At 53.6% G+C, this 25,293-nt stretch carries 27 protein-coding genes and 1 pseudogene; 15 read left to right on the top strand and 13 right to left on the bottom strand.

Translation table 11 applies throughout. The features are described 5' to 3' along the window. Positions 1–43: 43 nt before the first annotated feature. Together RBB82_RS25075 and RBB82_RS25070 are read right to left on the bottom strand one after the other, a co-directional pair. Entirely contained in the window at positions 44–1,459 is a 1,416-nt protein-coding gene (locus RBB82_RS25075) for a DUF3300 domain-containing protein (protein ID WP_433975858.1), read from the bottom strand. An 805-nt stretch (positions 1,460–2,264) separates the two neighbouring features. Beyond that, entirely contained in the window at positions 2,265–3,542 is a 1,278-nt protein-coding gene (locus RBB82_RS25070) for a glycoside hydrolase family 18 protein (RefSeq protein WP_433975857.1), read from the bottom strand. 148 nt (positions 3,543–3,690) lie between these two features. Here RBB82_RS25070 and RBB82_RS25065 point away from each other — a divergent pair, with 148 nt between their 5' ends. From RBB82_RS25065 to RBB82_RS25050, 4 genes are all read left to right on the top strand, one after another. Beyond that, positions 3,691–4,248, top strand: coding sequence for a helix-turn-helix domain-containing protein (locus RBB82_RS25065; protein WP_433976015.1), 558 nt, complete (start codon positions 3,691–3,693; stop codon positions 4,246–4,248). A gap of 1 nt (position 4,249) precedes the next feature. Further along, on the top strand, positions 4,250–4,819 hold the full coding sequence (locus RBB82_RS25060) for a hypothetical protein (protein ID WP_433975856.1): 570 nt from the start codon (positions 4,250–4,252) through the stop codon (positions 4,817–4,819). A 114-nt stretch (positions 4,820–4,933) separates the two neighbouring features. After that, entirely contained in the window at positions 4,934–6,352 is a 1,419-nt protein-coding gene (locus tag RBB82_RS25055) for a flotillin family protein (RefSeq protein ID WP_433975855.1), read from the top strand. A gap of 64 nt (positions 6,353–6,416) precedes the next feature. After that, a complete protein-coding gene (locus RBB82_RS25050; RefSeq protein ID WP_433975854.1) occupies positions 6,417–7,085 on the top strand; it encodes a PspA/IM30 family protein in 669 nt (222 codons plus the stop codon). Here the strand turns inward: RBB82_RS25050 and RBB82_RS25045 are convergent. From RBB82_RS25045 to RBB82_RS25025, 5 genes are all read right to left on the bottom strand, one after another. Then, positions 7,057–7,266 carry a hypothetical protein gene (locus RBB82_RS25045; protein ID WP_433975852.1) on the bottom strand — a complete coding sequence of 70 codons (210 nt, stop codon included), beginning with the start codon at positions 7,264–7,266 and terminating at the stop codon, positions 7,057–7,059. The genes RBB82_RS25050 and RBB82_RS25045 overlap by 29 nt on opposite strands. Positions 7,267–7,320: 54 nt before the next feature. Beyond that, a complete protein-coding gene (locus RBB82_RS25040; RefSeq protein WP_433975851.1) occupies positions 7,321–7,920 on the bottom strand; it encodes a PEP-CTERM sorting domain-containing protein in 600 nt (199 codons plus the stop codon). A gap of 350 nt (positions 7,921–8,270) precedes the next feature. Next, positions 8,271–8,615 carry a hypothetical protein gene (locus RBB82_RS25035; RefSeq protein ID WP_433975850.1) on the bottom strand — a complete coding sequence of 115 codons (345 nt, stop codon included), beginning with the start codon at positions 8,613–8,615 and terminating at the stop codon, positions 8,271–8,273. Positions 8,616–8,779: 164 nt separating this feature from the next. Further along, complete coding sequence (gene vapC / locus RBB82_RS25030) at positions 8,780–9,193, bottom strand: type II toxin-antitoxin system tRNA(fMet)-specific endonuclease VapC (RefSeq protein WP_433975849.1); 414 nt, start codon at positions 9,191–9,193, stop codon at positions 8,780–8,782. Beyond that, the gene (locus RBB82_RS25025) at positions 9,193–9,420 is read right to left on the bottom strand and encodes an antitoxin (RefSeq protein ID WP_433975848.1); all 228 of its coding nucleotides are present in this window, start codon (positions 9,418–9,420) and stop codon (positions 9,193–9,195) included. The genes vapC and RBB82_RS25025 overlap by 1 nt, the downstream gene beginning before the upstream one ends. Before the next feature lie 205 nt (positions 9,421–9,625). On the opposite strand from RBB82_RS25025, the gene RBB82_RS25020 reads away from it, so the two are divergent. The 4 genes from RBB82_RS25020 (at position 9,626) to RBB82_RS25005 (ending at position 11,760) form a co-directional block, all read left to right on the top strand. After that, positions 9,626–9,757 (top strand): hypothetical protein, encoded by a 132-nt coding sequence (locus tag RBB82_RS25020; RefSeq protein WP_433975846.1) that lies wholly within the window; start codon positions 9,626–9,628, stop codon positions 9,755–9,757. Next, a complete protein-coding gene (locus tag RBB82_RS25015) occupies positions 9,758–10,114 on the top strand; it encodes a hypothetical protein (protein WP_433975845.1) in 357 nt (118 codons plus the stop codon). A gap of 83 nt (positions 10,115–10,197) precedes the next feature. Next, positions 10,198–10,392, top strand: a complete 195-nt coding sequence (locus RBB82_RS25010; protein WP_433975843.1) for a hypothetical protein — start codon at positions 10,198–10,200, stop codon at positions 10,390–10,392. Between the two features lie 234 nt (positions 10,393–10,626). Then, positions 10,627–11,760 (top strand): glycoside hydrolase family 5 protein, encoded by a 1,134-nt coding sequence (locus tag RBB82_RS25005; protein ID WP_433975842.1) that lies wholly within the window; start codon positions 10,627–10,629, stop codon positions 11,758–11,760. Positions 11,761–12,057: 297 nt separating this feature from the next. On the opposite strand, the gene RBB82_RS25000 is transcribed toward RBB82_RS25005, so the two are convergent. Continuing rightward, entirely contained in the window at positions 12,058–12,609 is a 552-nt protein-coding gene (locus RBB82_RS25000) for a PEP-CTERM sorting domain-containing protein (RefSeq protein WP_433975841.1), read from the bottom strand. Positions 12,610–13,032: 423 nt separating this feature from the next. Here RBB82_RS25000 and RBB82_RS24995 point away from each other — a divergent pair, with 423 nt between their 5' ends. From RBB82_RS24995 to RBB82_RS24980, 4 genes are all read left to right on the top strand, one after another. After that, entirely contained in the window at positions 13,033–13,527 is a 495-nt protein-coding gene (locus tag RBB82_RS24995) for a PEP-CTERM sorting domain-containing protein (protein WP_433975840.1), read from the top strand. Between the two features lie 1,774 nt (positions 13,528–15,301). After that, positions 15,302–15,511: a helix-turn-helix transcriptional regulator gene (locus RBB82_RS24990; protein ID WP_433975838.1), complete on the top strand. Its 210-nt coding sequence runs from the start codon at positions 15,302–15,304 to the stop codon at positions 15,509–15,511. Beyond that, positions 15,508–16,293 (top strand): ParA family protein, encoded by a 786-nt coding sequence (locus RBB82_RS24985; protein WP_433975837.1) that lies wholly within the window; start codon positions 15,508–15,510, stop codon positions 16,291–16,293. Before RBB82_RS24990 ends, RBB82_RS24985 begins: the two co-directional genes overlap by 4 nt. A gap of 538 nt (positions 16,294–16,831) precedes the next feature. After that, complete coding sequence (locus RBB82_RS24980; RefSeq protein WP_433975835.1) at positions 16,832–17,632, top strand: hypothetical protein; 801 nt, start codon at positions 16,832–16,834, stop codon at positions 17,630–17,632. Positions 17,633–17,813: 181 nt separating this feature from the next. Here the strand turns inward: RBB82_RS24980 and RBB82_RS24975 are convergent. The 4 genes and pseudogenes from RBB82_RS24975 to RBB82_RS24960 form a co-directional block, all read right to left on the bottom strand. Further along, positions 17,814–18,010: pseudogene (locus RBB82_RS24975) on the bottom strand (Tn3 family transposase); the annotation flags it as partial. Next, positions 17,968–18,183, bottom strand: a complete 216-nt coding sequence (locus RBB82_RS24970; protein WP_433975834.1) for a hypothetical protein — start codon at positions 18,181–18,183, stop codon at positions 17,968–17,970. The pseudogene RBB82_RS24975 and the gene RBB82_RS24970, both read right to left, overlap by 43 nt. Then, on the bottom strand, positions 18,180–18,764 hold the full coding sequence (locus RBB82_RS24965; RefSeq protein WP_433975833.1) for a hypothetical protein: 585 nt from the start codon (positions 18,762–18,764) through the stop codon (positions 18,180–18,182). The genes RBB82_RS24970 and RBB82_RS24965 overlap by 4 nt, the downstream gene beginning before the upstream one ends. A gap of 86 nt (positions 18,765–18,850) precedes the next feature. Beyond that, positions 18,851–21,058 (bottom strand): NHL repeat-containing protein, encoded by a 2,208-nt coding sequence (locus RBB82_RS24960; protein ID WP_433975831.1) that lies wholly within the window; start codon positions 21,056–21,058, stop codon positions 18,851–18,853. Between the two features lie 611 nt (positions 21,059–21,669). On the opposite strand from RBB82_RS24960, the gene RBB82_RS24955 reads away from it, so the two are divergent. Together RBB82_RS24955 and xrtJ are read left to right on the top strand one after the other, a co-directional pair. Further along, complete coding sequence (locus RBB82_RS24955) at positions 21,670–21,879, top strand: PExPT-CTERM protein (RefSeq protein ID WP_433975830.1); 210 nt, start codon at positions 21,670–21,672, stop codon at positions 21,877–21,879. Continuing rightward, on the top strand, positions 21,867–23,594 hold the full coding sequence (gene xrtJ / locus RBB82_RS24950) for an exosortase J (protein ID WP_433975829.1): 1,728 nt from the start codon (positions 21,867–21,869) through the stop codon (positions 23,592–23,594). The genes RBB82_RS24955 and xrtJ overlap by 13 nt, the downstream gene beginning before the upstream one ends. Positions 23,595–24,007: 413 nt before the next feature. On the opposite strand, the gene RBB82_RS24945 is transcribed toward xrtJ, so the two are convergent. Beyond that, entirely contained in the window at positions 24,008–24,484 is a 477-nt protein-coding gene (locus RBB82_RS24945; protein WP_433975827.1) for a hypothetical protein, read from the bottom strand. A gap of 346 nt (positions 24,485–24,830) precedes the next feature. Between RBB82_RS24945 and RBB82_RS24940 the strand changes: the two genes are divergently transcribed. Beyond that, positions 24,831–25,145: a hypothetical protein gene (locus tag RBB82_RS24940; protein WP_433975825.1), complete on the top strand. Its 315-nt coding sequence runs from the start codon at positions 24,831–24,833 to the stop codon at positions 25,143–25,145. The last annotated feature ends 148 nt before the right edge of the window (positions 25,146–25,293 follow it).

Raw genomic sequence — 25,293 nt, 5'->3', positions numbered from 1 at the left:
GTGGCTCACTCAAGATGACTTTGTTTGCGGCAGCACCGTCGATTTATCTGCGACCGTTACCGCGGCTTGCTGCCCCGCGAGCACTGGCTTGTCTGGATTGCCAGCCGCCGCCCCCTCCACCTCCACCCAAAGCCGAGGTTCCGCTGGTCTTCGCCTCTCCACCGCCATAGCCGCGAGCGGCAGCGGAGTTGGCTCCAGATGCGCTGGAGTAGCTTGAAGTGTTGTGGGGGGTGCCCTGGGTCTGGCTCCAACCGCTTCCGGTGTTCTTGTAAACGTTGCCGTTTGCAGTAGCGTACTTGTTGCCGTTTGCGGCTTGAGCGGCGCCTCCACTGTTGCCATACTTGCCGGACGCGGCGACAGCTGAGCCACCGGCCGTAGTCTGCGCGGTTGCTACACTCCCGTTCGCGGTCGTTTGATGCTGGGTGTAGGCAGTATTGCCATTCTTGGAGACGACGGAGCTTCCATAACTCCCGTAGGCGTTTGAGGCTTGATGCGTCGCTGCATAGGCCCCAGTGTTCGGGTTGTACGCCTGCCCGACCGCTTGCGAGCCATAGGCGTTTGAAGCTGACGCGCCTCGTGCATAAGTCCCTGTGGAGGGGTTATAACCAGCAGAGGCGTGCGCGCTGCCGTTGGGTCCATAGGCGGATACGCTCGAACCGTAGACGCCGCCATGCCATGCGCTGTTCCCGTAGTAGCCAGTGCTGTGGTAGACCACTGTTCCTCCGTGCCAGTTGCAGTTCCAATAACTGTAACCCCAGCTATTGCTCATCGCTGCGCCCAGTGCGATACCAACTCCGAATGCAAGCACAGCCGTCGTCACTACAGCTGCTGTGCTGTAGCCGGGCGTCGCAACTGGAACGCCGTAGACGACCGTTGGGTTGTATGTCGGGACGTATATCACTTGTGGATTGGTCGGCTGAATCACGATCACCTGCGGCGACTGTTGCACAACCGTAATCTGTGAGCCTGATTTTAGATTGCCCGCAGCTTGTGCTTTGCCGCGCAACACCTGCACTGCAGACATCACATCGGCGGCCTGCGTTTGGTAGGCCTCCCCTAACGAGGAAGTCCAAGTTAGGTTTTTCGCCAAGTTGTCGAGCACGGATGGAAACTGAGTCAGCGCTTTCACACTGGGATCCCAAGTCTGCTTATCAACGGCCTGTGCAAGCGCTGTGCCGGTGAGGCTCTTGTTCTGCTGAAGCCAGCCGCTAGCGGCAGCAACCTGGTCCGGAAAAGTCGCAGCCCCCAGAATCTGGGCGACCAAGGCGTCAGGGTACAGGGCGATGGGTGCCACTAATTCTTGCAACTCATTCGCAGACAGGGGTGCACCCTGTCCCGAAGATCCAGTCGACCCTGCCGGCGCCGGTTGTTGACCTACGGCTTCAAGTGGCAGAGCAGTAAATACCAACAGGAACGCTAACACCGCCGACAGTACCCGTTTTATGAAAGCTCTGATCATTTCTTCTCCATCCAGGAAATGACATCGAACTCAACCGCTATTTAGCAATAAGGATGATGAGCATATTTCCGGTGGGTACAGACTATTGCCTCGTTGCCAAAGCAGCTACTAGCAACAGTGCTAGTAACTCGAACTAAGCATGCGAGGTATCCGGACAGCAACTGAATCTTAGGAGATTGGCAAATCTGCCGTGCGGTCATACCAGTTTCGCTCCGGTCTCTCAGACGAGCCGGCGGCACAGCCAAGCCCAAGAACGAAACGGGCGTAGTCAAGGTCTCGGTGGTGCGAACTCTGTAACTTCTTGTTCGGTAACCCTTACCGTGGGATTACTTCAGGATTGACCGTCGTTCAGGGCGTAGTACCGGAACTTAGAGGTTTCCAGCGCACTGCCAGTTTTGCTAGTGGAATGGTTAACACCACGTCTATAGACTCGGCTTCGATAAGATGAGGAAACAACCATGGGCGAAAGATCCGCATCTTTTAGCCGCAATGGGCCGACAACGAATCTGAACACAATCCGTCCCCGAGGAATCGGAGTCGCAGCGATGTCGTTGGCTTGGCCGCTGATGCTAGCCTCCCTGACCGCTCCGAAACTGCAAGCCAGTGTTGCATCGACCGGTTGAGACCGCCCCGGTTTTGGGCAAGTTCACCTGGGCAAAAGGTTCGGTGCGTCGAACTTGGTAAAAACCTGTTTTTAGCTAGTGACTCGCAGTCGAAGAGTGACTCGGCGCGTTCTCACCAGTTATGTGAGTCGCAAACGATCACTGCGATACTCACTCGGCCGGAATCCTGAACCGGCGCGAAATCACCTGAGGCCGGCGGCAGTAGTTTTCGTGATGGTGCCGTTGGCGTCGTCGTCCTTGAGAGCCCAAATGAATGCGCCGCCGAGGCCCCCAGGAACGCGCGTGCGGACGTAAACCGTTTTGAGCCAGACCGTGACTGGGTCATCGTAGGACCAGAAGGTTTGCATGTTGGGATCGTAGAGCGACACGGCGAGTCGGCGCTCATCGAAGTGACTTGTGTAGCCGGTCAGGCCGGTCACCGTGAGATAGGTGATCAGGCCGGGCGTCTGCAGATAATCGCTCGAAGGAAACGGAGCTGGACCGGTTGAGGTTTGATACAGGCCATTGTTAGTTTTGGGAGCGCCCGTCCAACCACGCGCATACGTGGGAATGCCGAGGACGAGCTTTTCTCCGGGAACGCCGGCCTCAAGATATGAGCGAACCGTGTCTTCGATGTAGAAATTCTCGGAGGCATCCGGATCCTGCTTGTCGTCGAAGAGGGGAGACGCATGATTGGTAGAAGTCTCCCAGGTGCCGTGGTAGTCGTAGCCCTGCAGGTTGAAGAAGTCTAACTGGCGCCCGACTTCGGCTAGCTGGAGGTTGGAGTAATTCTGCTGGCCAGCGGGTCCGAACATCGTCAGCAGATAGTGCTTGTCGTTGGCCCTCCCCAGGGCGTCCAGCTGCCTGCGAAATTCCTTGAGCAGCAGGGTTGCGTTTACCGTGTCGGCGGCGGTGGGAAACTCCCAATCGATATCGATTCCATCGAAGACTCCGGCTGCAGAAACTCCTGGCGCGAGATTACCCTTGACGAAGAGATCGATACAGCTGGAGACAAAGGCCTGACGGTCCTGAGCGCTACTTGCAGCGGCCGAAAAGCCTGCGGCCCCGGAAAGCGAGATCTCCACTTTCAGATTTGGATGCAGTTGTTTGAGCTGTTGCAGCGCGGCGAAATTCCCGTACAACGGGCCTGCGTATGGCGTGCCGCTGACGCTTGGAAGATACGGATCCTGATAGTCGGCCCAGCTATCCGCTATAGCGCAGCCGGTTGGTGTGGCGTTGCCGAAGGCGTACGTCAAATGCGTGAGCTTATCTGCAACGCCATTGGCCTGCAGATTCGCAATGTTGTAGCCGGCGAAATAAATGCTCCATTCTTCAAAGTAGCCACCGACCACTTTGGATTTTTTGTCGTGGCCCAGCTCATTGGCGAGAATAGGGCGCGCAAGGAAAAAGTGAATGAGCAGGTTGGCGACCAAGAAGGTGAGGGCACGGGACGGAAGGCCGACAGAGACACGAGTGGACATAGGCTACCTCTAGGATGGGATGCAAGCTGGCGAGAGGAATATACAACTATACAGGCGCGTAGGCAACATACAGCAATATGGGCGTCGTATAGCAGTCTTGACATATATTGCAAATCGCGATATAAATATCGCGATTTGTAATATGACATTGAGATTGAGCGATAAAATTCGTTACTTGAGGGAGGTAGAAGGTAGCCTCCGCGGTCTCGATCGCGCTATGACCCAGCAGGAGCTCGTCCGCGCAATCCAACTGGAAAACGCCGCAAGTAGAAAGAAGGCGGGCAAGGCCACAATCAGCCAGTCCTACCTGTCGCAGATCGAGAGCGGCGCTCGCCCGCACCTCACCAACACCACGCGGCTTCTGCTGGCGAAGTTCTTCAAAGTTCATCCAGGCTACCTGGTCGATGATCCCGAAGGCTACCAGTCCGAACTTCTCTCCGACCTTCGCACCATTGAGAACAAGCTTGATCTCTGGCTCGTTGGCGGCTCAGAACGTTTTCGCCGCGACCCCGCACTCTGCCAGGCCCTCCTCACGGTAGCCAACCATAGCGATTCACGCCGTTGCTTTCTCCTCATCGAGGCGATCATTGAGACACCCGCGCTTCTAGACCGCCTGTTCCACGTCCTGCGTCCGGAGAGCACATCAACCGAGACTGTCCCCCCCCAGACCGTCCTTCGAAAAACTTCAAAGCGGAGCACCAAATAATATGGACTCCTTCTACCTCATCTCCTTTATCGTCGGCCTCGTCCTCAGCCTCGTCTCTGTCGTCGGAGGCTTCGCACACCTTCACATTGGCCACCTCCATATCGGGCACTCGGCCCACGTTCACACTCATGGCACGCCGCACGGTCTCTCCAGGGTCAACGGCTTCACCATTACGGCATTCCTCTGCTGGTTCGGCGGAGCAGGCTATCTTCTACATCGCTATAGCCCCTTTTTCGCGTCCCTGATTCTCCTTTTGGCTGCGCTAAGTGGAATTGCCGGCGCAACGTTACTGTGGACTGTCCTCTTCAAGGTGCTTCTGCCACGCGAGCGCGTCCTCACCTCCAAAGACACCGAGATGACCGGCGTACTCGCTCACGTTAGCGACGCCATTCGCGACAGCAACAGCATCGGAGAGATCATCTTCTCGCAAACCGGAGCCCGCCGAGCCTCCGCAGCCCGAAGCGATGATGGCCACGCCATCGAACGCGGAGCCGAGGTGGTCGTCGTTCGTTACGAACGAGGCGTCGCGTATGTCCGCCGTTGGGAGGACCTCACTGACAGCATCCCATGACGCCTAAGAGACCTCGCCTGGCGGCCTCGCTTGCCGAGACACTCTCCCGCCCTTCCATCACTGAGGCAAGCTCCTTGCACGCCCCTCTAGTCCGTCATCGGACAAAGGAACAATATGTCGAACTCGGTCATCATCATTGTTGGTCTGACTGTTCTAGTAACTCTAACCCTCGCTCTTCTCATGGCCAAGATGTTTCGCAAAGCAGGCCCTAACGAAGCCATCATCGTCTACGGATTCCGTGGCCCTCGCGTCATCAAGGGCGGCGGCGCCGTAATCTTTCCTGTCGTTGAAAACTCCCGCCAGCTCTCACTCGAACTCATGAGCTTCGATGTCGCACCGCAGCAGGATCTTTACACCAAGCAAGGTGTGGCCGTAACGGTAGAAGCTGTTGCACAGATTAAAGTTCGCTCTGACAACGAGTCCATCCTCACCGCCGCCGAACAGTTCCTCACCAAGTCTCCCGACCAGCGCGAGGGACTCATTCGCCTCGTTATGGAAGGCCATCTGCGCGGCATCATCGGCCAGCTCACGGTGGAACAAATCGTCAAAGAGCCTGAGATGGTAGCTGAGCGCATGCGTTCGACCTGCATGGACGATATGAGCAAGATGGGCCTCGAGGTCATCTCCTTCACCATCCGCGAGGTTCGCGACAAGAACGAGTACATCACCAACATGGGCCGCCCCGATGTAGCTCGCATTCGCCGCGACGCAGAGATTGCCGCGGCCGAAGCCGAACGCGACACCGCGATTCGTCGCGCCATCGCACTGCGCGAAGCAGCCGTTGCCAAGGCCTCTGCCGACCAGGAACGCGTGATCGCAGAGACCGCATCGTTAGCCAAGCAAGCCGAGGCGCAGCGCGACCTCGATATCCAGAAGGCGCAATTCACCGAACAGAGTCGCCGTCAGGAAGCCCAGGCCGATAAGGCCTACGAGCTCCAGACGAACGTCATGCAACAGAAGGTGATTGCAGAACAGGTCAAAGTTCAGCAGATCGAGAAAGAGCAGCAGGTCAAAGTGCAGGAGGCCGAAATTCTGCGTCACGAGAAGGAGCTCATCGCTACCGTCCTCAAGGGCTCAGAGATTGAGCGTCAGCGCATCGAGAACATCGCTAACGCCGAGAAGTCCCGGATCACGATGGAGGCGGAAGGCCGCGCCGCTGCCACCAAGCTGCAAGGCGAAGCTGAAGCTAACATCATCTTCCAAAAAGGCGAGGCCGAAGCTAAGGCCATGAACGTAAAGGCAGAAGCCTATCAAGAGTGGACGCAAGCCGCTGTCGTTGACAAGCTCATCACCAACATGGCCGACGTAGTCCGCGCCATGGCGGAGCCGCTCAGCAAGGTCGACAAGATCACGATCGTCTCGACTGGCAACGATGGAGCCACAGGCGCAAGCAAGATCACGGGCGAGATGACGAAGATTGCCTCTCAGGTCCCCGCACTCTTCGAGGCTCTCTCCGGCATGAACCTCCACGACCTTATGGCCAACGTCAAGCCCATGAAGCCGCGCGAGGGTGGCAACGGACATCAGGCCTAACAGAATAACCCGGTGCGGACTCCATCTCCGCACCGGTGCCTCATCGCAGCAAAGGAGGTTCACGATGGCGCTACTCGAACGCGTAGGCACTCTCTTACGAGCGAACATCAACGATCTGATCGAAAAAGCCGAAGACCCCGAGAAGCTGGCTCGGCAACTTGTTCTTGATATGGAAAACCAGCTCCTGCAGGTCAAAACGCAAGTGGCAATCGCCATCGCAGACCAGCATCTCCTCCAGAAGAAGCTCAAAGAACATGAGGAAACCATGAACCAGTGGACTCGCAAAGCGGAACTCGCCGTCCAGAAGCAGCAAGACGACCTCGCCCGCGCCGCTCTGCAACGTTCTCTAAGCAACCAACAACTCGCCGTGGCCTTCGCCGAGCAACTCGAAAATCAGAGGGTCGAAACCGAAATCCTTCGTAACGCCTTCGATCGCCTTCAGCAAAAACTACACGAGACCCGCTCCACCTGCGAGATGCTCATAGCCCAGCACCGTCGCTCCCGCACAATGGGCAAGGCGAACGCATCGCGAACCGTCACTGCCGCACACCAGCGATCGACCGCCCTTAACCGCCTGCGCTCCACCATTCAGCGCAACGAGGCCGACAACATCGCCAGCCGCATGATGCTCGAAACAGACTCTCTTGAAGATCGTTTGGGTGCTCTTGAAAGAGAAGATCAGATCGAACGCCTTCTGGAAGATCTCAAGAGCCGCCAACCTCGCTTAACCTGAGACCAACTCTGGAGACGTGCGCAGTGGTTTTTGGTGCAGTCAACCACACGATGTAGGGCGGAGCAATCTTCGGATGTAATAGCCGGGTGGGCACCGTGGTGCTGAACATCGCGGTGACCAGAACAAGGATCAGCAGCGACATGCCGAGGTAAAAGTACGATCCCCATGCGTAATTCTGCACGAACAAGCCCCATCCTTTGCACACTTTGCATTGGGTGGGGCTATTTCTTTTAAATCATGAATGTCTTCGCCGCATCAGTCGGACCATACCCAAGATACCGGTGCCCATCATGAAGAAGGTGGAGGGTTCGGGCGTCTGTGCAATGGCTTGATATACGAATCCAAAATCACCATCTGTAAACAGAACGTCCCCACTTGGGTTTACGAATACGCCGGCTGGTTCCCCAATCCTGAGAACTAAATCGCCAGCGGTGTTCGAGCCAGCGGCTAGCTCTCTCACTTCGGTGTCACCACTGTCGAAGCTATTCCTGACAACGACTACTTGTGCTGATCCGTTGCAAACAGAATATTGAACCAATGTGTAACCTGTGGGAGCAATGTAATTGCACGAGACACCGTTGTCGCTGATAAATGACGAAGGGAACGTGTCTGACTGAGACACCAAATTACCGTTTTGAAAAGACTGATAACAGGATGGATTGCCATCCGAACAGAAATGACCAGAGATGAGCAGCGCGATGCCAGCATCGTTGATTCCAACTGCATCGTTGCTATCGACTCCAAGGTTGTATACCTGAAAGGTATCGGCGTGAGCCGCCTTTATGAAAAACATAGAAACTAACAGTATCAGGCCATTAGCGAACGCTTTTATCATATGCTGCTCCTTTGGATATAACGTTGGTACAAATCATGGTCGCCCTCCGATAGCGTGTCAAGATAAAAAGACTCGCAGTCTAATTTGCGAAAACGAATGATTACAAAGTGATCGACATCAGGTAAAGAGCGACCCTGTTGAATCCGCGCAAGGCTCACAAGGGTCAGTCAAACTCGCATCATTGTTCTTCGCGTTGCCGACATCTTTCTTAACCTTCCATGCTGTCATCTCCTCAGCTGGGTGCGGTCTCAGAATGTCTACAGGTGGCTGTGCAGGATCGACGGGACTAAGCCATCTACTCCAGTCCGCCCCCTTCGCGAGTTTTCAGGGAGCTTTTGGGATAGCGGCCCTTACGAGACGCGTCCGAGGTCGGTATCTGTCCAGCCAGTTGCGATCCGGAGAGTCTTCCACATTTCAAAGGGATCGAAATCGCTATCCCCGTCACACCAGACGACTTCAGTCGCGAGCATATGGCCCAGCAGAATCGAGTCTGCGTTTGTCGCCGCATATATGGCGAGGGTACCGTCACTAAGTTTCCACTTAGTGCCGGAGGTTTTTGCTATGGGAGCAGCATAAAGAACACCCAAGTCGACGCCCGAGTTAAAGGATTCTTCGGGGGCAAAATCGAGATCGGCCAGCTTGGTTGCTCGATCCTCATTTACAGCGAGGTAGTTTGTGATCCAGCTAAATTTCAATTTTGCTCTCCTATGAGGCTGGGTGTCTTTGTGGAGAGTGGCGGCTGGAGGTGGCATATCGCCTAGTCGTCGCATAGTGTTGAGACGTATGGACGGCGAACTTTCAGCGCGGTCCCACGCTTCGATTTTCAGATCACGAATGAAATAGAAACAGGTTTCGAGACTTAAGAACCGTGCGCAGCCCAATTTTCGAGCCGGAGGTCCTGGATGCGCCCGAACTCACGGGTATTGTTGGTGACGAGCGTGAGGCCGAGGCTACGCGCATGGGCCGCGATGAACAGATCGTTCGCGCCGATCACGCTTCCACTCGCCTTGAGAGCAGTCCGGATCTGCGCATAGTGGAGAGCAGCCTCGTCGGGATACTCGAGCACTTCGACATGATGAAGGTATGCATTCAGAGCGAACTGGTCTTTCTGCCTGCGCGGTGAGACCTCTACCCCAAACAGCAGTTCACTTTTGGTGATCACCGAGATACAGACATCAGTTACTGCGACAGTCTCTAATCTCGTCAGAACGGCGTCGTTAGAACGCTTCATGATGTCGGAGGAGATATCCGTATCAAGCATGTAAACCGACATCAGATTTCGCTCTCCTGTATGGGTAAATCCTCCACACCCTCCATAAACTCGGATGAAGCCACAGGTCCAGAGGATAGATAGGCAGACCAGTCCTTCGGGCGGGCAGAGAGAATCACCTCGTCGCCCTGTTTGCGTATGAACACTTCAGAGGTGGTGAACTGAAACTCCTTCGGCAGCCGAACAGCCTGGCTGCGGTTGTTCATAAAGATCTTGGCTGTACGCTGCATTTCGCCCTCCTGCAACAATGGCATATACATAAGGATATGCCAGGAGGCTATGCAGCTTCAACAGTCCAGGTTGCGCCGTATGGCATGTCAGTCCGCGTGGGCAGCAGTAAGAACGGTTGCAGCGTGACACTGACGCCAAAGCCACGGGCTGGCTAGTTAGTTATTTTCGAGGGAGCAGGTCTCCTAGATCGGAGAGACTATTGCCATGAAAAAGCCATCGCAACACCTCATCGCGGAAGTTCCACGCAGCATCACCAAGGTTGGGATGACGATCGGGGTCGATCTTGGGAATGTACTGGAGCTATTACTGCAAGCTCAACGAAGATTGGAGAAGTAGTTGATCGAGCCGCTTCAGGGCCACACCGAAGGCCATCGAAAAGTGGTTACCCGACCTACCTCCAGCGCGGGTCGCGATGGAAGCGGGGACTCACTCGATCTGGATCAGCGAGCAGCTTCTGCACTGTCGGCCGTGCTGCTGATTGCGGTGTTTGCGACGGTGGGGTGCGGGAGCGGAGAATCGTCCCCGATGCCATCTGGGAATGCGCCGACCATCACCACACAGCCGGCCAGCGCGGCGATCCCGCTGGACAGCTCAGCGACGCTGTCCAGTGTCGACGACGGGAACCGGACCGCTGCGCTATCAGTGGAGTTAAAACGGCAACGCGATTTTGGGGACGAATGTTGCAGAGCCTAAATTGTCCTACCTGTAATATGTACAGCTGTGCGGCCGCAATGGCCGGAGCCGGGTTTTGTTCCGAAGTTCGGGCGCGGGGAGGAATGATGAGAATCACACTGAATATCGTTGCCAGCCTTTTGTTTCTAGCCGGCGTGATTTGGTTCCTGCAAGGGATCAATGTACTTCCTGGTAGTTTTATGACCGGACAGACGAGGTGGGCGGTTTATGGTGCTATAGCCGTTGCAGTGGGCATCGCTTTATTGCTAAGAGCTAACTGGCTGCGAAAAGAGCGTTGATTCGGTGTGAAGTTGTCGAAAAGGCCGTTTGCGGGAACGTATGACCCGAGTTCGGATCATCGCTGACACAAGGTGCTTCCGTCCTTGTCTGGCGAACGGGGGTGCAGAACAATCCGAGATCAATACTCGCAAGTCTGCGTCTGCTAATTGTCTCCCCTTTGCACTAGACTGATCGGGGGCGCGGGCGGGCAGTTGAGTATGCAAAAACAATTACGGTTAGCTTCAGCATGTCGTATGGTGATTCTCTATCTCGCGATTGTGAGCGCAGGGGCGTCCTTGCTTTCAGCTGCTGTGTGGGCACAGGAAGCTGCAGCCCTCGCGGTAACGCGCGCGCGGCATCTAAGCCACGGTATCAATACCAGCCTGTGGTTCGCGCAGTCGCCCGCCGACTACACGGTCGAACGCCTACGGAGCTTCACGACGACCGACGATATCGTGCTGATCAAGAAGTTGGGGTTTGACCATATTCGAATCAGCATCGACGCAGAGCCGCTGCTTGGCTGGCGGCGCAACCTTCCGCAGGGTGTACAGTTCATGGCCGAACTCGACCGCGTCGTGCAGGCGGCACTCGAACAGAAGCTGGCGGTAATCATCGATCTGCATCCGGAGAGCCGCTACAAGCAGCAATTGCTGCAAGGGACCGAGCCGGTAGAGCGCTTCGGCATGCTTTGGCAGAGCGTTGCGAAGCACTTCAGTTCGATGGATCCGAACCTTGTCTTCTTCGAGATCATGAACGAGCCGGAACAGCCCGATCCGTATCGGTGGCAGGGAATCGAGAGTTTCGTTAGTGGTCAGATCCGTGCGGTTGCACCGCAGCATACGATCATCGCGGGCGGAGCGAAGTGGTCGGGACTGGAAGACTTGATGCTGCTCCAGCCAATTCCATATGACAACGTCATCTACACCTTCCACGACTACGAGCCATTCGCCTTCACACACCAGGGCGCGACTTGGACCGATCCTGCCGTGCAACCGTTGCGCGGTGTGCCGTACCCTTCCACGCCGGAGAACGTGGCAACGAACCTGCAGGAAGAGCCCACGCTGGCGGGGCAGTTCTTCATGGAGCAGTATGGCCTCGCGCGATGGGACGCACAGCGTGTGGATGCCACGATCGACTTCGCCGAGCGCTGGTCGAAGCTGCACGATGCACCGGTATACTGTGGCGAGTTCGGCGTGTATCGTCCATTCGCTGATGAAGCGATGCGCGCGCTCTGGCTACGTGACATGCGTATCGCGCTCGAAAAGCGTCACATCGGCTGGGCCATGTGGGACTATCAGGACAACTTCGGCGTCGTGACCAAGAAGAACGGGACGACCACGCCAGATCGCGTAATCCTCGATGCCCTCGGCCTCAACCGAGCAAAGTGAACTCTAACTGTGATCTAGCCACAATTAATCCGGAACAACTGTCTACGTGCTCCGTCGCAGGTCTCGCAAAATTGGGGATTGCGATAAGAACAACCGTGTAATAAGTTCGACCGCGCCATAATCTCAGTTGACAGAGAATCGTCTTTGCCGAGGATCCCCTTTCCAAGGATGTGCGCTGCGCTGAAGCTTGTCGCCTACACTGCGAAGTCGCGGACGTGGCGAAACTGGCTCTAATGGGCTTGCTGCCCAAGCTGGGCCAACCCGACTTCCTCTCAGTATGTAGCCAGCGGAAATGGTCTACGCGAAACGTCTGCGGCTCGAGTAAAGAAGGCGACCCGCTCCTGCGACACCGGTGGCCAGCAGCAAGAAGGAAGATGGCTCGGGAGTCGTGGCTGCCGGAGCGATCGTGTACAGGCCGTTAGAAAAGGCCTGACTGTCTTCGAATTGTCCGGTGGCTGTGCATGGAAAAGATGCACAGCGCGCGAGCCCATCCTCAGAAAGGATGTTTTCTCGATCAAACATGTTACCGGAGGGGTTGAAAAATTCCGGCACGGAGAAATTTACGACGTAGTTGCTGATCGGCGAGTTGGGGTCAATCGAGACCGTTCCCGCCAACGTTCCTCCTGTCGTCCCCGTCAGACTTCCTTCGGCGTAGTCCAAAGGATCGTTAAAAGCATATGTGACGTCCAACGTCAGCCCGGTTCCGATCGAAGTGGGCACGTCGAAAGTGGCTGACAGCGTTGATCCAGGATGCAGAACGCCCAGATTGAAGGTGATCGTCTCGATAGTGTCAGCCTTCGCCAAACCTGCTCCAGCGATTAGTAAGACAGCGGAAAGCAATATCTTCATAAGGTTTCTCTCTTTGAAAGTTTGGCGACTCGGAGGGCCTGACTTTAACATACGAAGTCCATGCTGAGTTCCAGTCAGGTCTGAGTTGCCCTCGACTTTATCAGATCTGCTGGGGTAGATGAAGTAGATCCCTCTCCAGATTGACATCATGCACAGTAATTTCATCACGCTGCCCTCGACCACTGAAGGATAATTCCCGTGAAAGTCGGCCGCTTCTCTGCCATCTCGGCATCCAGGGTTTCTTGTGTCGTAAGGAGAGCGGCGACCTGATATAAGCGAGGTGCCTGAAAGCGCTCGCCTGGCGATCTTACGATTGCTATTACTTTATGATTAATTAAAAAAAATAATTACAAATGTGTCCAACTCTTCAATTAATTTCCGCATCGAATTTCCGCATCAAGACCCTTATCGTTGAGGTGACTCATGCGTTCTTTTCGTCTGCCTATAACTATCGCCCTTTTTAGCGTCCTAGCTATCACAGGTTCAGCCTATGCTGACACCTTTGACTTCTCTGTAACTGGATCATCAGGAACGTTCAGCGGATCTGGAACTCTCACTGCAACATCGATTGGGAGCGGAGAATACCTGATCACTGCAATTACTGGCACCGGGGTAACAGGATTAATTGCACCTGGAAGCTTTAATGGCAACAATAATCTACTCTTTCCATCTGCCCTGCCACAGTTAGATTCGAATGGATTTAGCTTTATAGACGTAAACGGGCCTGATAAGTTCGACGTAAATATTTTTAGCAGTGACTCAGGATACTTCGCTTATCTACAAGATGAGGATCACTTTACCGAAACCGTCCCCGTCACCTTTGACCTAGCCTCCAAAGTTCCAGAATCTTCCACGCTATTCCTGCTGAGTACAGGCCTCCTTGGCCTAACTGCGGTAGTGCGCCGCAATTCCTTCTGATAAGCCGCCGCCTACGCGGGGCTTTGGCAAAGCACTTGTGATATTTGGAACACTGATGATGCCTTCCAAGGGCGAGACCGATCCTTCACGATCATTTAGGCTGATAACCGATATAGCCCAATGACTGGCAGGGCGGGCGCCTGGGCCGTCACCTGCCTCTATGAGACTGATGCGATTCATATGACTTTCATACAGCTACGTAGCTGTACGACGGCATCTCGGTTGGCGCTTAGACCTCATTTCGCCTCCAACTGCCGATAGGAAGTTTCGCGCCTTAGCAGCGTACTCCATCGGTTGTTGCAAATAGGTCAGAAAACATCTCGAGTGGTGGGGCTCATGTCGAACTCACGGTAGCGGAGCAATGCGCATGATCCCTACGGCGGCAGCGACTTGGCCGCACCGGTCCTAAAATCGCCTATTTCGTTGCAACATGCAATTCTCTACACCACAGAAGCTAAAAAGGCCTTCAGCCTAATTGGGTCGCCGTTGTCTATTGCGGCAACAATATGCAGCGCATCTCCTTGGACATAAAGGCAGCGCTCAGGCTGTGACTATGTTCCCAGACGATTTACATCGCGCCTCGTGTTGGCCAGAGATCTCATGTTGAGAGAGAGATGAGCAAAAGAGGGGTGCTATCAGATTCCTCCATGACTCCTGGTGGTCTTTCACGGAGTTGCGTATGTACATACGCAATTCCGCTCTTGCACTGTTAGGTGCGCCCCCGTGATTCCCTTAGAAATGTGGGATTACAGCTTGAGTCTGGCTGATTGAAGTGTTAATCTCGTGCAGAGGATGGCGAACAAATGGAGAAGCTCGAGTCTGCACACACTAATGATGATTTTAGGTTGGTGTCTCCACCCGACATCAACGGAGAGTTGTTTGTGAAGGCCGTACTCGAGGACATGGAGCACCCTCAGCCCAAGCGACCACTTCAATGCGTGACTGTAAAGATGCCCTTGCCGGCATATCTCAGAATGAAGCGAGCTGCCCAAAAGTGGAACTTGACCTACACCGATGTGATCAATTTCTGCACTCAACGCGTGGTTCCTATACTCGAGATGCCATCTGGTGAAGTTGCCGAGATGCTCGAGCAGCATCGCATCGAAGGCGAGAACCGAAAGGCACTTCGATCCTTGAGGCTAAAGTCTTATGTCCCGGATTGATTCACTGAAAATACAAATGTGAATGCTCCGATCGATTCGCGGACAAGCGAACATATATATAGATAGCACCAGGTTCGAAAAAGAGAGAAACGGTAATGACGACCGTGATTCTCGTTGCGGACGCTTGCGAGATTCAGTAGTGATCATTTAAAAAAACCGGTTGTGTCCGCAATTCGGTGCTCGAACTTATAACAATTGAAAGTCAGACTGAGATTTTACAGGGCGGCGGATCTTTAGATCTTCAATCGTCCCCTGTATACCTTTCATCCCCAGGTGGCGAAACATATACAGGTCCCTGTATACCTTTCGTGACTTGGGTCAGGGATGATACATCCCCACCACCTGGCCCTCTTTTATCCCCTCCCCGTGGGGTCGAATCATCCCCACTATATAGAGAAGCTCTTTAGGGCAGTTCTTAATCGGGGACTGTTAGATATATAAACCCAGCCATATTGCGACGACGACGACGTTTTCTCTCGTTCAGTGATTAAGAACGTAAAACACAAAATAGCGGGCTATTCACATAACTGACTCGGAATGACGTTTCTGTCATGACTTTAACTCTTTTTCTGCTTGAATAGGCAAGCGTCCTGCAATACTGTGGACGTACCATGAAAAAGCCATTTCAACGCAGAGCTACACTTTGGCTGAGTACTACCGAGGTAGCATCAATCCTCGGTATTTCTCAAAGGACCATACTGAGAAAACTCGCAGCAGGAAAGTTCGCCGAACCTGCGCGCGATCCAAAGAACAACTACCGCTTGTGGAGACCCGAAGAGGTTGAAGTAATACACCAGCAAATTTCTAGAGAGAGTTTGTGATCCGGCTGGTGATCTCGAATCAACGTGGCGGCGTTTCCAAAACAACTACGACCACTACTTTGGCGCGAGAGTTTGCAGATAGAAATAAGAGGGTTTTAGTTGTGGACACTGACCCACAAGGGTCTGTTAGCAGTGTGCTGAGCCTAAAACCTGAGTATGGACTTTATAACTTCGTTATAGAAAAACTCCGACTGGATGATTGCATAGTCGCAGTTAGTAAAAATCTCCATGTCCTGTGTTCTAGTCGAGAAACCACCAAGGTCGAAACAATCTTGATGGGAAACGTAGCGAGAGAACATGCGTTTTCTCAGCTATTTTCAATGGTTGATAAAAATTATGACGTTGTTCTCATTGACGTAAGCCCTTCTATTACCCTCCTTCAAACCTGCGCTATGGTTTACGCCGAACAAGTCTTGATTCCGATTGGGATGGATACTCTGTCGTTCCAAGGAGCCATGGCGTCAATTGAAGCCTCGAAGTCGCTCAATCAACTTTTGAGGGCCAACATCCGGACTGTGGGACTATTGCCAGTAATGGTAGATAGGCGTCTGGCGATGACCACCACTGTCTTGGAGGGTCTCGAAGGCCTATCTGTGGGAATGAGCATTCCCCTTCTTCATGCAATACGAACTGACCAGAGCGTAACCAAAGCCGCCCGAGCGGGGCAGTTTCTTATCGACTACGATCCCAAATGCAAGGCTGCTGAGGACTACCACCAGGTAGCAGATGAGTTGCAATTCCTCTTCAAGGAAGAAGTCAATGGGAGAGCTGTTAACACGTAATGTTCGCAAGCGAAAGATTGAACCCTTAGACTATGTCGAAGCTGCACTCGCCCCTGCTCTGAAGGGCATGACTTCGTTTCTGGACTTGAGACCTGAGGATATTCGCAACGGCCATTTTGCAGGCTTGGTCCAGACCTCCAAAACTACTCCGCCGATCGGACTAGCACCCCCGCTCGTTCCACTGGTTCATACATACCCTGGGGATGAAACGTCACCAGGGTATGTATGGGGTGAAGTAGCTCGGAAGCCCCCTGGGCATGAAACGTTACCAGGGTACTATCGGGATAAAACATCCCATAGCTCTCCAACGAAATCCCCTACATCCGTTCAGCTTTTGTCCTTTTCCACTGCAGATCGTCTCAAACCTGGATGCGGGCGCTCAAAGGTCAGGAAGTGCGTCCTCGCACAAGATGGGCATTCACTAGGCGAGGAGGCGATCTATCAGATTCTATGGAGAACCGGGGAACTTGAGAGTACGGATCCAAATGGTTCGCGTACGAATCGTATCGGTGCCGCTGAGATCAGCTACAAAGTGAATATGGCCAAGAAGAACGTGCGACAGAATCTATCGCGTCTTTTTGAGAAACTGGCTTTTGAAATCATAGAAAACTTCGAGACGATAAACTCGCGGGCTCGTCTTTATCGCGTGTTCTCTTATAAGCAGATACTAGAACGCCGTCGTGCTGCCGGCATGTTGTATGTAGTCCGTAACAAGGGCGTCGTGTTCTGCAACGCGGACGGGACGGAATCGCATTCGACCCCAGGGGCGGTTTCATCCCCTGGGGTCGAAACAAACATACGGCCCGCCCCATCAAAGAAAAAAAAGAAAAGCACTGCATCGGTTGGGCTGTCTGCCAACCCAAAAGGCGAAATCGTGTCAGATGCCGGTGGCACCGACAGCAAAGACTTGCAAACTGTCGCGTCCGCCTTGAATCGCTACTGGACGGTCGACGAAGCGGCAGCGCTGCAACTACTCCGCGATTGCCGTCGTGTGCGTGCGGATGCCAAGGCCGACGAGATCGCCTTTTTTGTAAGAGAAAAACTCGAAATGGCCCGGTCAAACCGAAACATCATCAATCCGACCGGCCTTGTTCTCGCCACAGTGCCGCAATTGTTTGCTGGGTCTTCCTTCGATGAATTTAGGCGGCGGTTAGAATATCAGGCTACGCTGGCCGCAGACGAAGAAGAGAGACGGCAGCAGCAGCAACGTGAGCTCGAGATCTGGCTCGCGCAAGAGCGAGACCACTTTGAATCGATCGTGAACGATCATTCTAGAGGTCAAGAAGAACGCGATCACGCGGAGAAGAGTCTTCGGCAATCCGCCAGGTGGAACCAATAGTCGTGCAATTGACGATTTGCCGTACCACTGAGTTATGTCGTCACTCAAGCGTATCGCGCTACTGATCTCCGGTATCCATAGTGCGATACGCGTCCGGTCGTTGGCGCTCCGTGGAGCGCTGTAGTTTCTGGGACTCCGGAGAGGTCTGAAGCCACCCCTTGGCTACTCTTTTATTGGTGTGCCAGGTGTAGTCGCCGGTGAGATTGATGTGCTCCCAGCCGAGCGGGGAGACGTGCTGGAGGAAGGCAGGATCGAGCTGCCGCGATTTTGCCATTTGCTCTGTTGCGCGTTCCAGGTACACGTATTCCAGAGCGTGATGGCAGCCACAACCAGGTTTAGCCCGCTTGCGCGATGCCGCTGATTCTCAAAGGATCGATCATCTCCCGCAGCACTTCAACCGCCTCGATCAACTCGCGTGCAACCGGAGCGGGCCGAAGTTGAAGAGTCTCGATCAACGCGGGGGCATAGCGCCGAAGCTGAGGATAGTGTTCTCCAATGAGCGAGAGCGCATCGAAGTCCTGATCGCGGGCGAGTTCCGCTGCCTCTTTCACGCTGGCAGAGAAAGAATCCCAGGATGCGACCGTTTCATTGCCGCAAACGGGTCGTGCCCTTGCTCCCGGGCATCGACCAGAGCCGCGCCAACCCTCGCGTAGAGCCGAACCTTATCGTTGATGGCTTTGCCCTGTTCGGCAAAGGCTCGTTCGTATTTATGCTTCGCCTTGGTAAAGAAACTGCCAATCAGTCGATCATTGAGATCGACTATCTCATCGGTCAGCGTTGCCGCTGTTTCGATCATCAATGCGACCAGTGTGCCGTGACGCCGTGCCTGCTCATACGCTTTGAGCTGGTATACCGCTGTCTGCCCGGCCTCACGAGCCAGCTGCAAGAGACGGTTCTGATGCAGATTCTTGCCGTCCTCTGGAGACAATGCGAGGTCTCGGATGGCATTCAACCGCTCGACATGAGCGAGCACCGCTCTCGGCGTGGGCGCTCCCGGTGGCATCCGCAGCCAGGAGAGCGCACTATACGGACTGCCCGAGCGTTGCTCCAGCAATTGGTCCAGCTTGATTCGCTGTTCAGGGCTGAGGTCCTCGGTGAGAAGAGCGAAATCCTTCCTCTGTGCGCGTGTCATCGCTTCGGCACATAGACGTTCGATCACCGCAACCGGAGGAAGAACGATCAGCTGTCTCCGAAGCCCGGATACAGATAGGTCGAACCCTAGGGTGACGTGGTGATTGAATCGATGGTGAAGACGTTCCCCGGAACGTTGAAAGGAAATAGTCTATATCGGAGGAAGTATTGAGCGGCGCCCGATGGCGCAAGAGTGTTTACATCCAAGGTTGGATTCAGATTTGTGGAGTTGGACAGCCACACAACTTCTTTGAGGAAAGTCGGATTTGTTCCAGGGCCGAAGAAAAGGATATTCGCATTGTAGAAATGTCCTGGGTTGATGCTGGTGAGATGAAACTGGAGGAAACGATTGGTCGCGAGACTGATATAAGGATTCGAAAGAGCCCCAGGCAGGCGGTAGTCAATGATTTCCTCAGTCGTGTCCGAATGACTATCCAGAACAGCAACGGTAACGGTTCCGTTACCATTCGCCGTGGCGGTTGGTTTGAGATATCCGGGCGGATTGCTGACGTTGTTCCCAGGCGAGATAGTTCGAACCACAATAAAGCTGAAGTATCCGTTTGCATTAATCATGTTGTCGAATGCCGCGCCCGGTGGCCCAAAGAATGGGGTCATAACCGGCGAGGCCGTTCCGATGAACTCACTTAGCGTGCTATTGGCAAGGCTGCCATCACCCCTGTTTGCAATCCAGACATTGCCTGAATTGTCGATTGCAATATCCTGAGGGGAGTTGCTTTTGCTGTCCGCGAAACCGGTGCTCGGAGACAAAACATTCCCCGCGGCATCGAACTCCGCGGCGCCATGGTTGGTGGCAATCCACTTATTGGCCGCGCTGTCGCTCGCGATTCCTCGTGGGCCGCTCAGTCCACCGCCGATGGTGCCGGTGGAGGATGAAAGCGCTACACCACTCAAATTAAATGAGCTGATACTGTCGCCCGGAGGGTTGCTCATCCAAACCTTGGCGCCGGCATCAACGGTGATGGAAACCGGTCTTAGCAGTCCTCCTCCGGTGTAACCGGCAACAGGCGAAACGGCTACGCCGGCTGTACTAAATTTGCTGATGGAATTAGTCCCTTCATTTGCTATCCACAGGTTACCCAAGGCATCAAGGGCGAGTCCTTTGCTGGCATTCAACCCGCCTCCGGTAAATCCGTTGGCCGGAGAGAGAGCTGCACCGGCTGATGTGAACTTACTCAGGTTAGCTGCCTTTCCGGAGCCATTACATGCATCACCACAGTTGGCGATCCAGATGTTATCGAAGGTATCGATCACCAACTTCTGGGGAAAGCTAAGCCCGCCTCCGATGACCTGAAGGGGATTGGTCATTGGTGTTCCACTGGCGCTTAACTCGGTGAGCGAGTTATTGCCCGCGTTTGCGACCCAGATGTGGCCCGTATGATCGACTGCCAGACTTTGGGGTGAACTTAGGCCGCCGCCTGTAAATCCAGCGCCCGAGAGCGCTACACCCCCGGGGCTAAACTTACTCACGGTGCTACTCGACGGATTTGTAGCCCAGATGTTTCCGAGGGAATCGACAGCAATGCTGTTTGGCGAATCGAGTCCGCCCCCTGTGAAGTTTACTGCGAGCGTCCACTCGGTCGGGGCAGCTGCCAGAACGGGTGTGAACTGTTGGTTGGCCGATGACAAGGTGAATAGAGCACTTGCGTTATGAACCGGATTCGAGGCTATATCGAGCAGTGCTGTCAGGGTGTCAGTAGGTTTGACATTATTGGGGGCTGCCGGCGTCGCCGCGGTGAACAATCCTTGGCACTCCGGAGATGAAACCCCCAATGATTGAATGCAGGCCGCGGCGATGTTTGCAAGCGTATTAATCTTCGCGACCGGTGCGGTGGCGCCAATGGGTAACAGGTTTCCTGGAGCTCGCCCCGTCGCCACGGTAGCCAGGTTTGCCACTGTTCGTGCGGCATTCGCCAACCCCAATGTGTTTGTACTCGGGCTACCGACATTACCAACAGAGAACGGCTTCATAAATTGTGCCAATGCCCACACAGAAGCAACGGTAGTCACTTCATTGATGATGACGTTTCTTGGAAGCGCATTACACGGTCCAAGAAATGACATCAGACTGATCCCAGGGTTAGCAGATAATCCCGTGCTTCCGCCTGATGCAACTAGGTAGACCTCGGCACCATCGGGGCTGCAGGTAAACGTGGCTATGTTCCATGAACCGCCGGTTCCAGTCACCGTTTGCGCCAGTAAAGTTGGAGCGGATCCATATCCAGTCGTCCCAACCTGAAATAGCTTGACCGTGGCGCCCACGGCTGGCTTGTACATCGCCGCAGCATCTGCTTGCCTTCGGACATTTCCAATTCCGCTACCGATATGAACGGTTCCTTGAAGAGATCCGTAAGATTGGCGCTCCGCGATCTGCGAAGGTGCCGCGCTGCTGAAGCTTAGAAAAAGAGCGGACAGTAATAGGGGGAGACGTAGATACCCCTGCACAGAAAATGAACGATTAGCTCGCGACATGGTAAAGACCTCGGCTGCTCGAGCATGGCTTGCCCGTCGGGACAGGTCTGGCCAATGTTTACTGACTCTAACGAGCGGTCAATTTTTGTCTGAGATAACCTGGGGAATGCTGGGAGAGCCCCTTGGCGTAACCGAAGTTCAGCCGATCATTTCAATGTATCCGGAGGAGCCAATTGCACCTTTTATGAGAATAGCCTCAAGGTGGTCTTCCCCGATGCGCACCACTATCTCACACGCCGAAGAAAATATGTATAGAAAATATGCTCAGCTGAAGTCAATAATTTACTGTTCTTTCTGGATGAAGCGGAGTATAGATTATCCACTTAGATGAGACTCTCTTGGGCGCGCGCGGCTTTTGGGGGGCGTCCCAACGAAAAAACGATGCAGATAGGTTCATACCCGGAGATATAGCGTTCATGAACAAACTGATCAATCGTATTGGCTTTTTCAGCCTATTCCTGCTTGCAGAATCACCTCTCCATGGATTGCAGATTGGAGGTTGTGTGGACTCCCCTGAAAACCCAACTGCAATTCTGGGCTTAGCGGCAGCGGCTGCAATAGTCGGACTATCTTCGCGTCGAAAGATCATTTCGCTCTGGCGCGGAAACAAACAATGGAAGCCCTGAGCCGGCACGATTCGGGGAAACAGACTCTCGCGACACCGGGCATCTCCGCCCCACGATTTCCTGCTTTACCCCAAGAATCGTGGCGCCGCTTACTCCCCTGTTTTCTGATCGCATTTCTTGGGCTCGTTGCGCTTAGTCCCGCGTTAGCGCAACTTTGGGTGTCCTGGACTACCGACGCTCTGCGTTCCATTGGAATGTTTTTCCCCATAATCAGCGTCGCCCTTACTCTTCGCGTCTGGAGGCGACTAGGTTGGGAGACCCATGGAACATGGTGGGGACTTCTGCCCCTGTTCTATGCTGTCGCGGCGACGCACACAGAAGGCAACACTCACGTGAGTTATGTCTTGACTTCCCATGTGGATTTTTCTCTGATACCGAGAGGGCTGACAGTCTTCGCCTATGCCAGCGGTATCACTCTTCTATTTGGAGGAGTCCGCGTCTGGCGTCAAGCCGCCTTCCCCTTGTCATTGCTGTTATTTGTAAACCCGGCTCCTCAATTCTTCAATTCAGTGGTCGACCTGCCACTGCAATACCTCTCTGCGCATGCCACTCGTGCCTTCGCTATGATGATTGGCGTCCATCCCAACGGAGAACAGCTACGCCTCATGTTTGCTCCCCAGTTCGGTATGTTCATCGCTCCCGGCTGTAACGGCATCCGGGGCGGACTAACCATGGCATATCTTGGACTCATACTCGGATATATTTATAAATTCTCCATTCGCTTGCACATGTTCACTGTAGTCTGCGCTCTCGCACTCGGGTATCTTTTCAATCTAGTCAGACTTTGTGTGCTGGTCCTGTATTACTGGTTGGCTTTGCATGTTTATTCCCTCCAAGCCCACGCTGAGGCTGCCGATTACTTGATTGGCGTTGTGCTTTTCGTACTTGCAACGGTTCTATTCTTTTCGCTCATTCGCAGGAATGAAAAAAAGGGGGGAGAATTCTCAACGGTTGAGATGGGGGAGCCAAATCGCCGCGGCCGGGTCGGCGGCTACGGTTTTGGTGCGGATGCAATGAGAAATTCTGACAACGTAAAGCTCGGCTGGAAGTGTCTTGTATCGTTGGCCCTTCTTGTCGTGGCAGCATCACCCTACATTTACAGCGACGGTGTCCAAGCTTTGACCGGAAGTGCCCATGAAGGAGCAACGACGAATTTTGCTCGTATCTTCCCAACCCGGATCGGGAAATGGACTCTGCTCAAAACCTGGCAAGAGCGCGATACTCAGCAGAAATTGATGTATTCCTGGGGCACTTACTCAAGCGATGATCAAGCGGGTGAAGTTGAAGTAGGTGTGTGGTCTCCATCAGGCGTCCACTATCCCATCGCTTGCCATCTCGCGCGCGGGGAGAAACCTGTCTGGAGTGCTGTAAGAACCTTACCCTTAGCCGATGGAAACGGCACGTTTCAGATGACGTCGTATCAAAATGAAGGTGCGAACCTCGTGGAGGCTTCCACAATATGTACAACAGATGGATGCTACGAGAGCGGCAGTGCGCCATTTCGAAAAGGCATCAGTTTTCGAAGCGCGGGCATTCGCAAATTCGTATTCTCTTCATTTTCGAGGTCGCGGCCCCTCATAATCCGCAAACAATCACCGGGCACCCATTCCTCTTTTCCAAAAGAGGCGCCTCAGACGATTGTCGAACTACAAGGCTTTATTTCAAAGCTGACCCAGAGCGAGATCAGACGATTTCTTGAAGTCCAAAATAGGTGACCGGAATTTGAAGGAGTCGAAAGGCGATCTTTACTGTTGAGGAAGCCTCCGTTTCCATCACTCGGCACAGGATCTGAGGATTCAGCGAACCACGTGCGGATCGGGATTGTCGTATTGCCACTCGGTGATGTCCTTTATCATGCGTGATGGGCCGGGTGACAGTGAGCGTTACCGGTGCCCGTCCCTCAAAAGGGCGCCTGGCCGGCAACCACGCGAACGATCTGCACTCATTCAACGGAGCCCTAAGAGCCATTGCGCCCTCGAATCAGTGGGACCCCATTCCTTATCGCACGATTTTTGACGTTTGGTGTAGTAACCCATCAAAGGCCCCCCTTAGCGTACATAAATTCCCCTTTCTTGAGGTGTCCCCGAATATTCCTGGAAGCGTTCTCTCAGGCGACCGATATTAGTATCTAGTAGCTGCTGCCCAAGGCCTGATAAACGGAAACGAGTTGCTCTACCAACAAACGAGCGACTTTCGCCGTAGAGAATAAACCATGTCGATCGATATGGGAGCAAGATATCGACCATACAATACGATCATTCGCCAGTGTAGGAGTAAAACGAAAGGTCCTGCGGGAGCCGGTCGGGTTGCCATCTGAGATTCGCGCTTCGGAACAGCAATTTGGGTAGACGTGAAAGTTCTGTATTTCTAAGCTTGCTTTACCTAGGATAATGGTGGCTGCGCCCACCCAGCGAAATACTTCACCGCGTACCTTTCTCCCATCCGTAAGACTGCGTATCCTATTTGAAATTAATTCGCACTCTGAAGTAGCCATTTGGCTCAGAAGAATCTTCTGTCTATTAGCTTCCATTCGAGTACCGATATTCTTACGACTCAACGCCAGCTCATGATTTTCAGCCATTATGAAGTCATCGAAATCTGTCATTTACTTCTCCATTGAGTCTGACAAGTAGTGCAAAGATTAAATGTATATTACTTACCCGTAAAGATAGTCTGAGTTACTGTAGCTGCTTTAGGCTGTCTCTTACGGCGCTGACATGGTACTCGATAGTGAGCTAGTAACTCAGCAGCTGCATAGCTTCGAATTTTTGCATAAGCCGTAAAATAGAGAATTAACACCCTTCTTGGTTGCGTTACCGAAAGAACAGTACTATAGTCATCTCCACTCAGTGTTGACGATCGCACGGGAGTCTCTAGCATCGATTATTGAGAGATCGGTGTAATCGATAAACGGATCCAGCTGGTTTGTACTCTTTCCGGGAGCCGTCATTATGCATAGTTATTATATTAAGTTGCTGTTGCCTTTGTATGCGGTTCTCAACCTGATCGGCGGCACGATATTTCATTTCGCCACTCTTTGTTCTGAGCCCGAACCTCCAACAGCGAGAGAAGTAACGGTTTACTTCGTGGTTTGTACCCTCTTCGGGATGCCATTGCTCCTGGGTGCAGCGGCATGGCATATCTTCAAGTCTATTTTGAGGGAAATTAATGACACGCAACTGGGCTGGTTTAGCCAAGAACGTGTCAGGCTATCCGATCCGGAGTTACATAGTCAATGGGATCCGAAGAATTCCGGTAGTAAGTAATCGCTACCAATACTACAAATTCCTTGTTGGTAGCATCACAAGTTGCCGCTGTTAGCACACGGTGTGAGGTTTTCCGTATTCAGGATGATAATCCTCCTCATAGGAACAGAGAATGCTTCATTAACTCAGGACCTTCATCGCCAAACGA

It is taken from the genome of Tunturiibacter lichenicola, assembly GCF_051013355.1.
Lineage (GTDB): Bacteria > Acidobacteriota > Terriglobia > Terriglobales > Acidobacteriaceae > Edaphobacter > Edaphobacter lichenicola_F.
This window is presented reverse-complemented; position numbering and strand designations above follow the sequence as displayed.

Excerpts from the sequence above, each read along its gene's own strand:
- RBB82_RS25075 (WP_433975858.1), bottom strand. The coding sequence starts at position 1,459 with ATGATCAGAGCTTTCATAAAACGGGTACTGTCGGCGGTGTTAGCGTTC.
- RBB82_RS25070 (WP_433975857.1), bottom strand. The coding sequence starts at position 3,542 with ATGTCCACTCGTGTCTCTGTCGGCCTTCCGTCCCGTGCCCTCACCTTC.
- RBB82_RS25060 (WP_433975856.1), top strand. The coding sequence starts at position 4,250 with ATGGACTCCTTCTACCTCATCTCCTTTATCGTCGGCCTCGTCCTCAGC.
- RBB82_RS25055 (WP_433975855.1), top strand. The coding sequence starts at position 4,934 with ATGTCGAACTCGGTCATCATCATTGTTGGTCTGACTGTTCTAGTAACT.
- RBB82_RS25050 (WP_433975854.1), top strand. The coding sequence starts at position 6,417 with ATGGCGCTACTCGAACGCGTAGGCACTCTCTTACGAGCGAACATCAAC.
- RBB82_RS25040 (WP_433975851.1), bottom strand. The coding sequence starts at position 7,920 with ATGATAAAAGCGTTCGCTAATGGCCTGATACTGTTAGTTTCTATGTTT.
- vapC (WP_433975849.1), bottom strand. The coding sequence starts at position 9,193 with ATGTCGGTTTACATGCTTGATACGGATATCTCCTCCGACATCATGAAG.
- RBB82_RS25025 (WP_433975848.1), bottom strand. The coding sequence starts at position 9,420 with ATGCAGCGTACAGCCAAGATCTTTATGAACAACCGCAGCCAGGCTGTT.
- RBB82_RS25020 (WP_433975846.1), top strand. The coding sequence starts at position 9,626 with ATGAAAAAGCCATCGCAACACCTCATCGCGGAAGTTCCACGCAGCATC.
- RBB82_RS25010 (WP_433975843.1), top strand. The coding sequence starts at position 10,198 with ATGATGAGAATCACACTGAATATCGTTGCCAGCCTTTTGTTTCTAGCC.
- RBB82_RS25005 (WP_433975842.1), top strand. The coding sequence starts at position 10,627 with ATGGTGATTCTCTATCTCGCGATTGTGAGCGCAGGGGCGTCCTTGCTT.
- RBB82_RS25000 (WP_433975841.1), bottom strand. The coding sequence starts at position 12,609 with ATGAAGATATTGCTTTCCGCTGTCTTACTAATCGCTGGAGCAGGTTTG.
- RBB82_RS24995 (WP_433975840.1), top strand. The coding sequence starts at position 13,033 with ATGCGTTCTTTTCGTCTGCCTATAACTATCGCCCTTTTTAGCGTCCTA.
- RBB82_RS24990 (WP_433975838.1), top strand. The coding sequence starts at position 15,302 with ATGAAAAAGCCATTTCAACGCAGAGCTACACTTTGGCTGAGTACTACC.
- RBB82_RS24980 (WP_433975835.1), top strand. The coding sequence starts at position 16,832 with ATGGCCAAGAAGAACGTGCGACAGAATCTATCGCGTCTTTTTGAGAAA.
- RBB82_RS24965 (WP_433975833.1), bottom strand. The coding sequence starts at position 18,764 with ATGACACGCGCACAGAGGAAGGATTTCGCTCTTCTCACCGAGGACCTC.
- RBB82_RS24960 (WP_433975831.1), bottom strand. The coding sequence starts at position 21,058 with ATGTACAAGCCAGCCGTGGGCGCCACGGTCAAGCTATTTCAGGTTGGG.
- RBB82_RS24955 (WP_433975830.1), top strand. The coding sequence starts at position 21,670 with ATGAACAAACTGATCAATCGTATTGGCTTTTTCAGCCTATTCCTGCTT.
- xrtJ (WP_433975829.1), top strand. The coding sequence starts at position 21,867 with ATGGAAGCCCTGAGCCGGCACGATTCGGGGAAACAGACTCTCGCGACA.
- RBB82_RS24945 (WP_433975827.1), bottom strand. The coding sequence starts at position 24,484 with ATGACAGATTTCGATGACTTCATAATGGCTGAAAATCATGAGCTGGCG.
- RBB82_RS24940 (WP_433975825.1), top strand. The coding sequence starts at position 24,831 with ATGCATAGTTATTATATTAAGTTGCTGTTGCCTTTGTATGCGGTTCTC.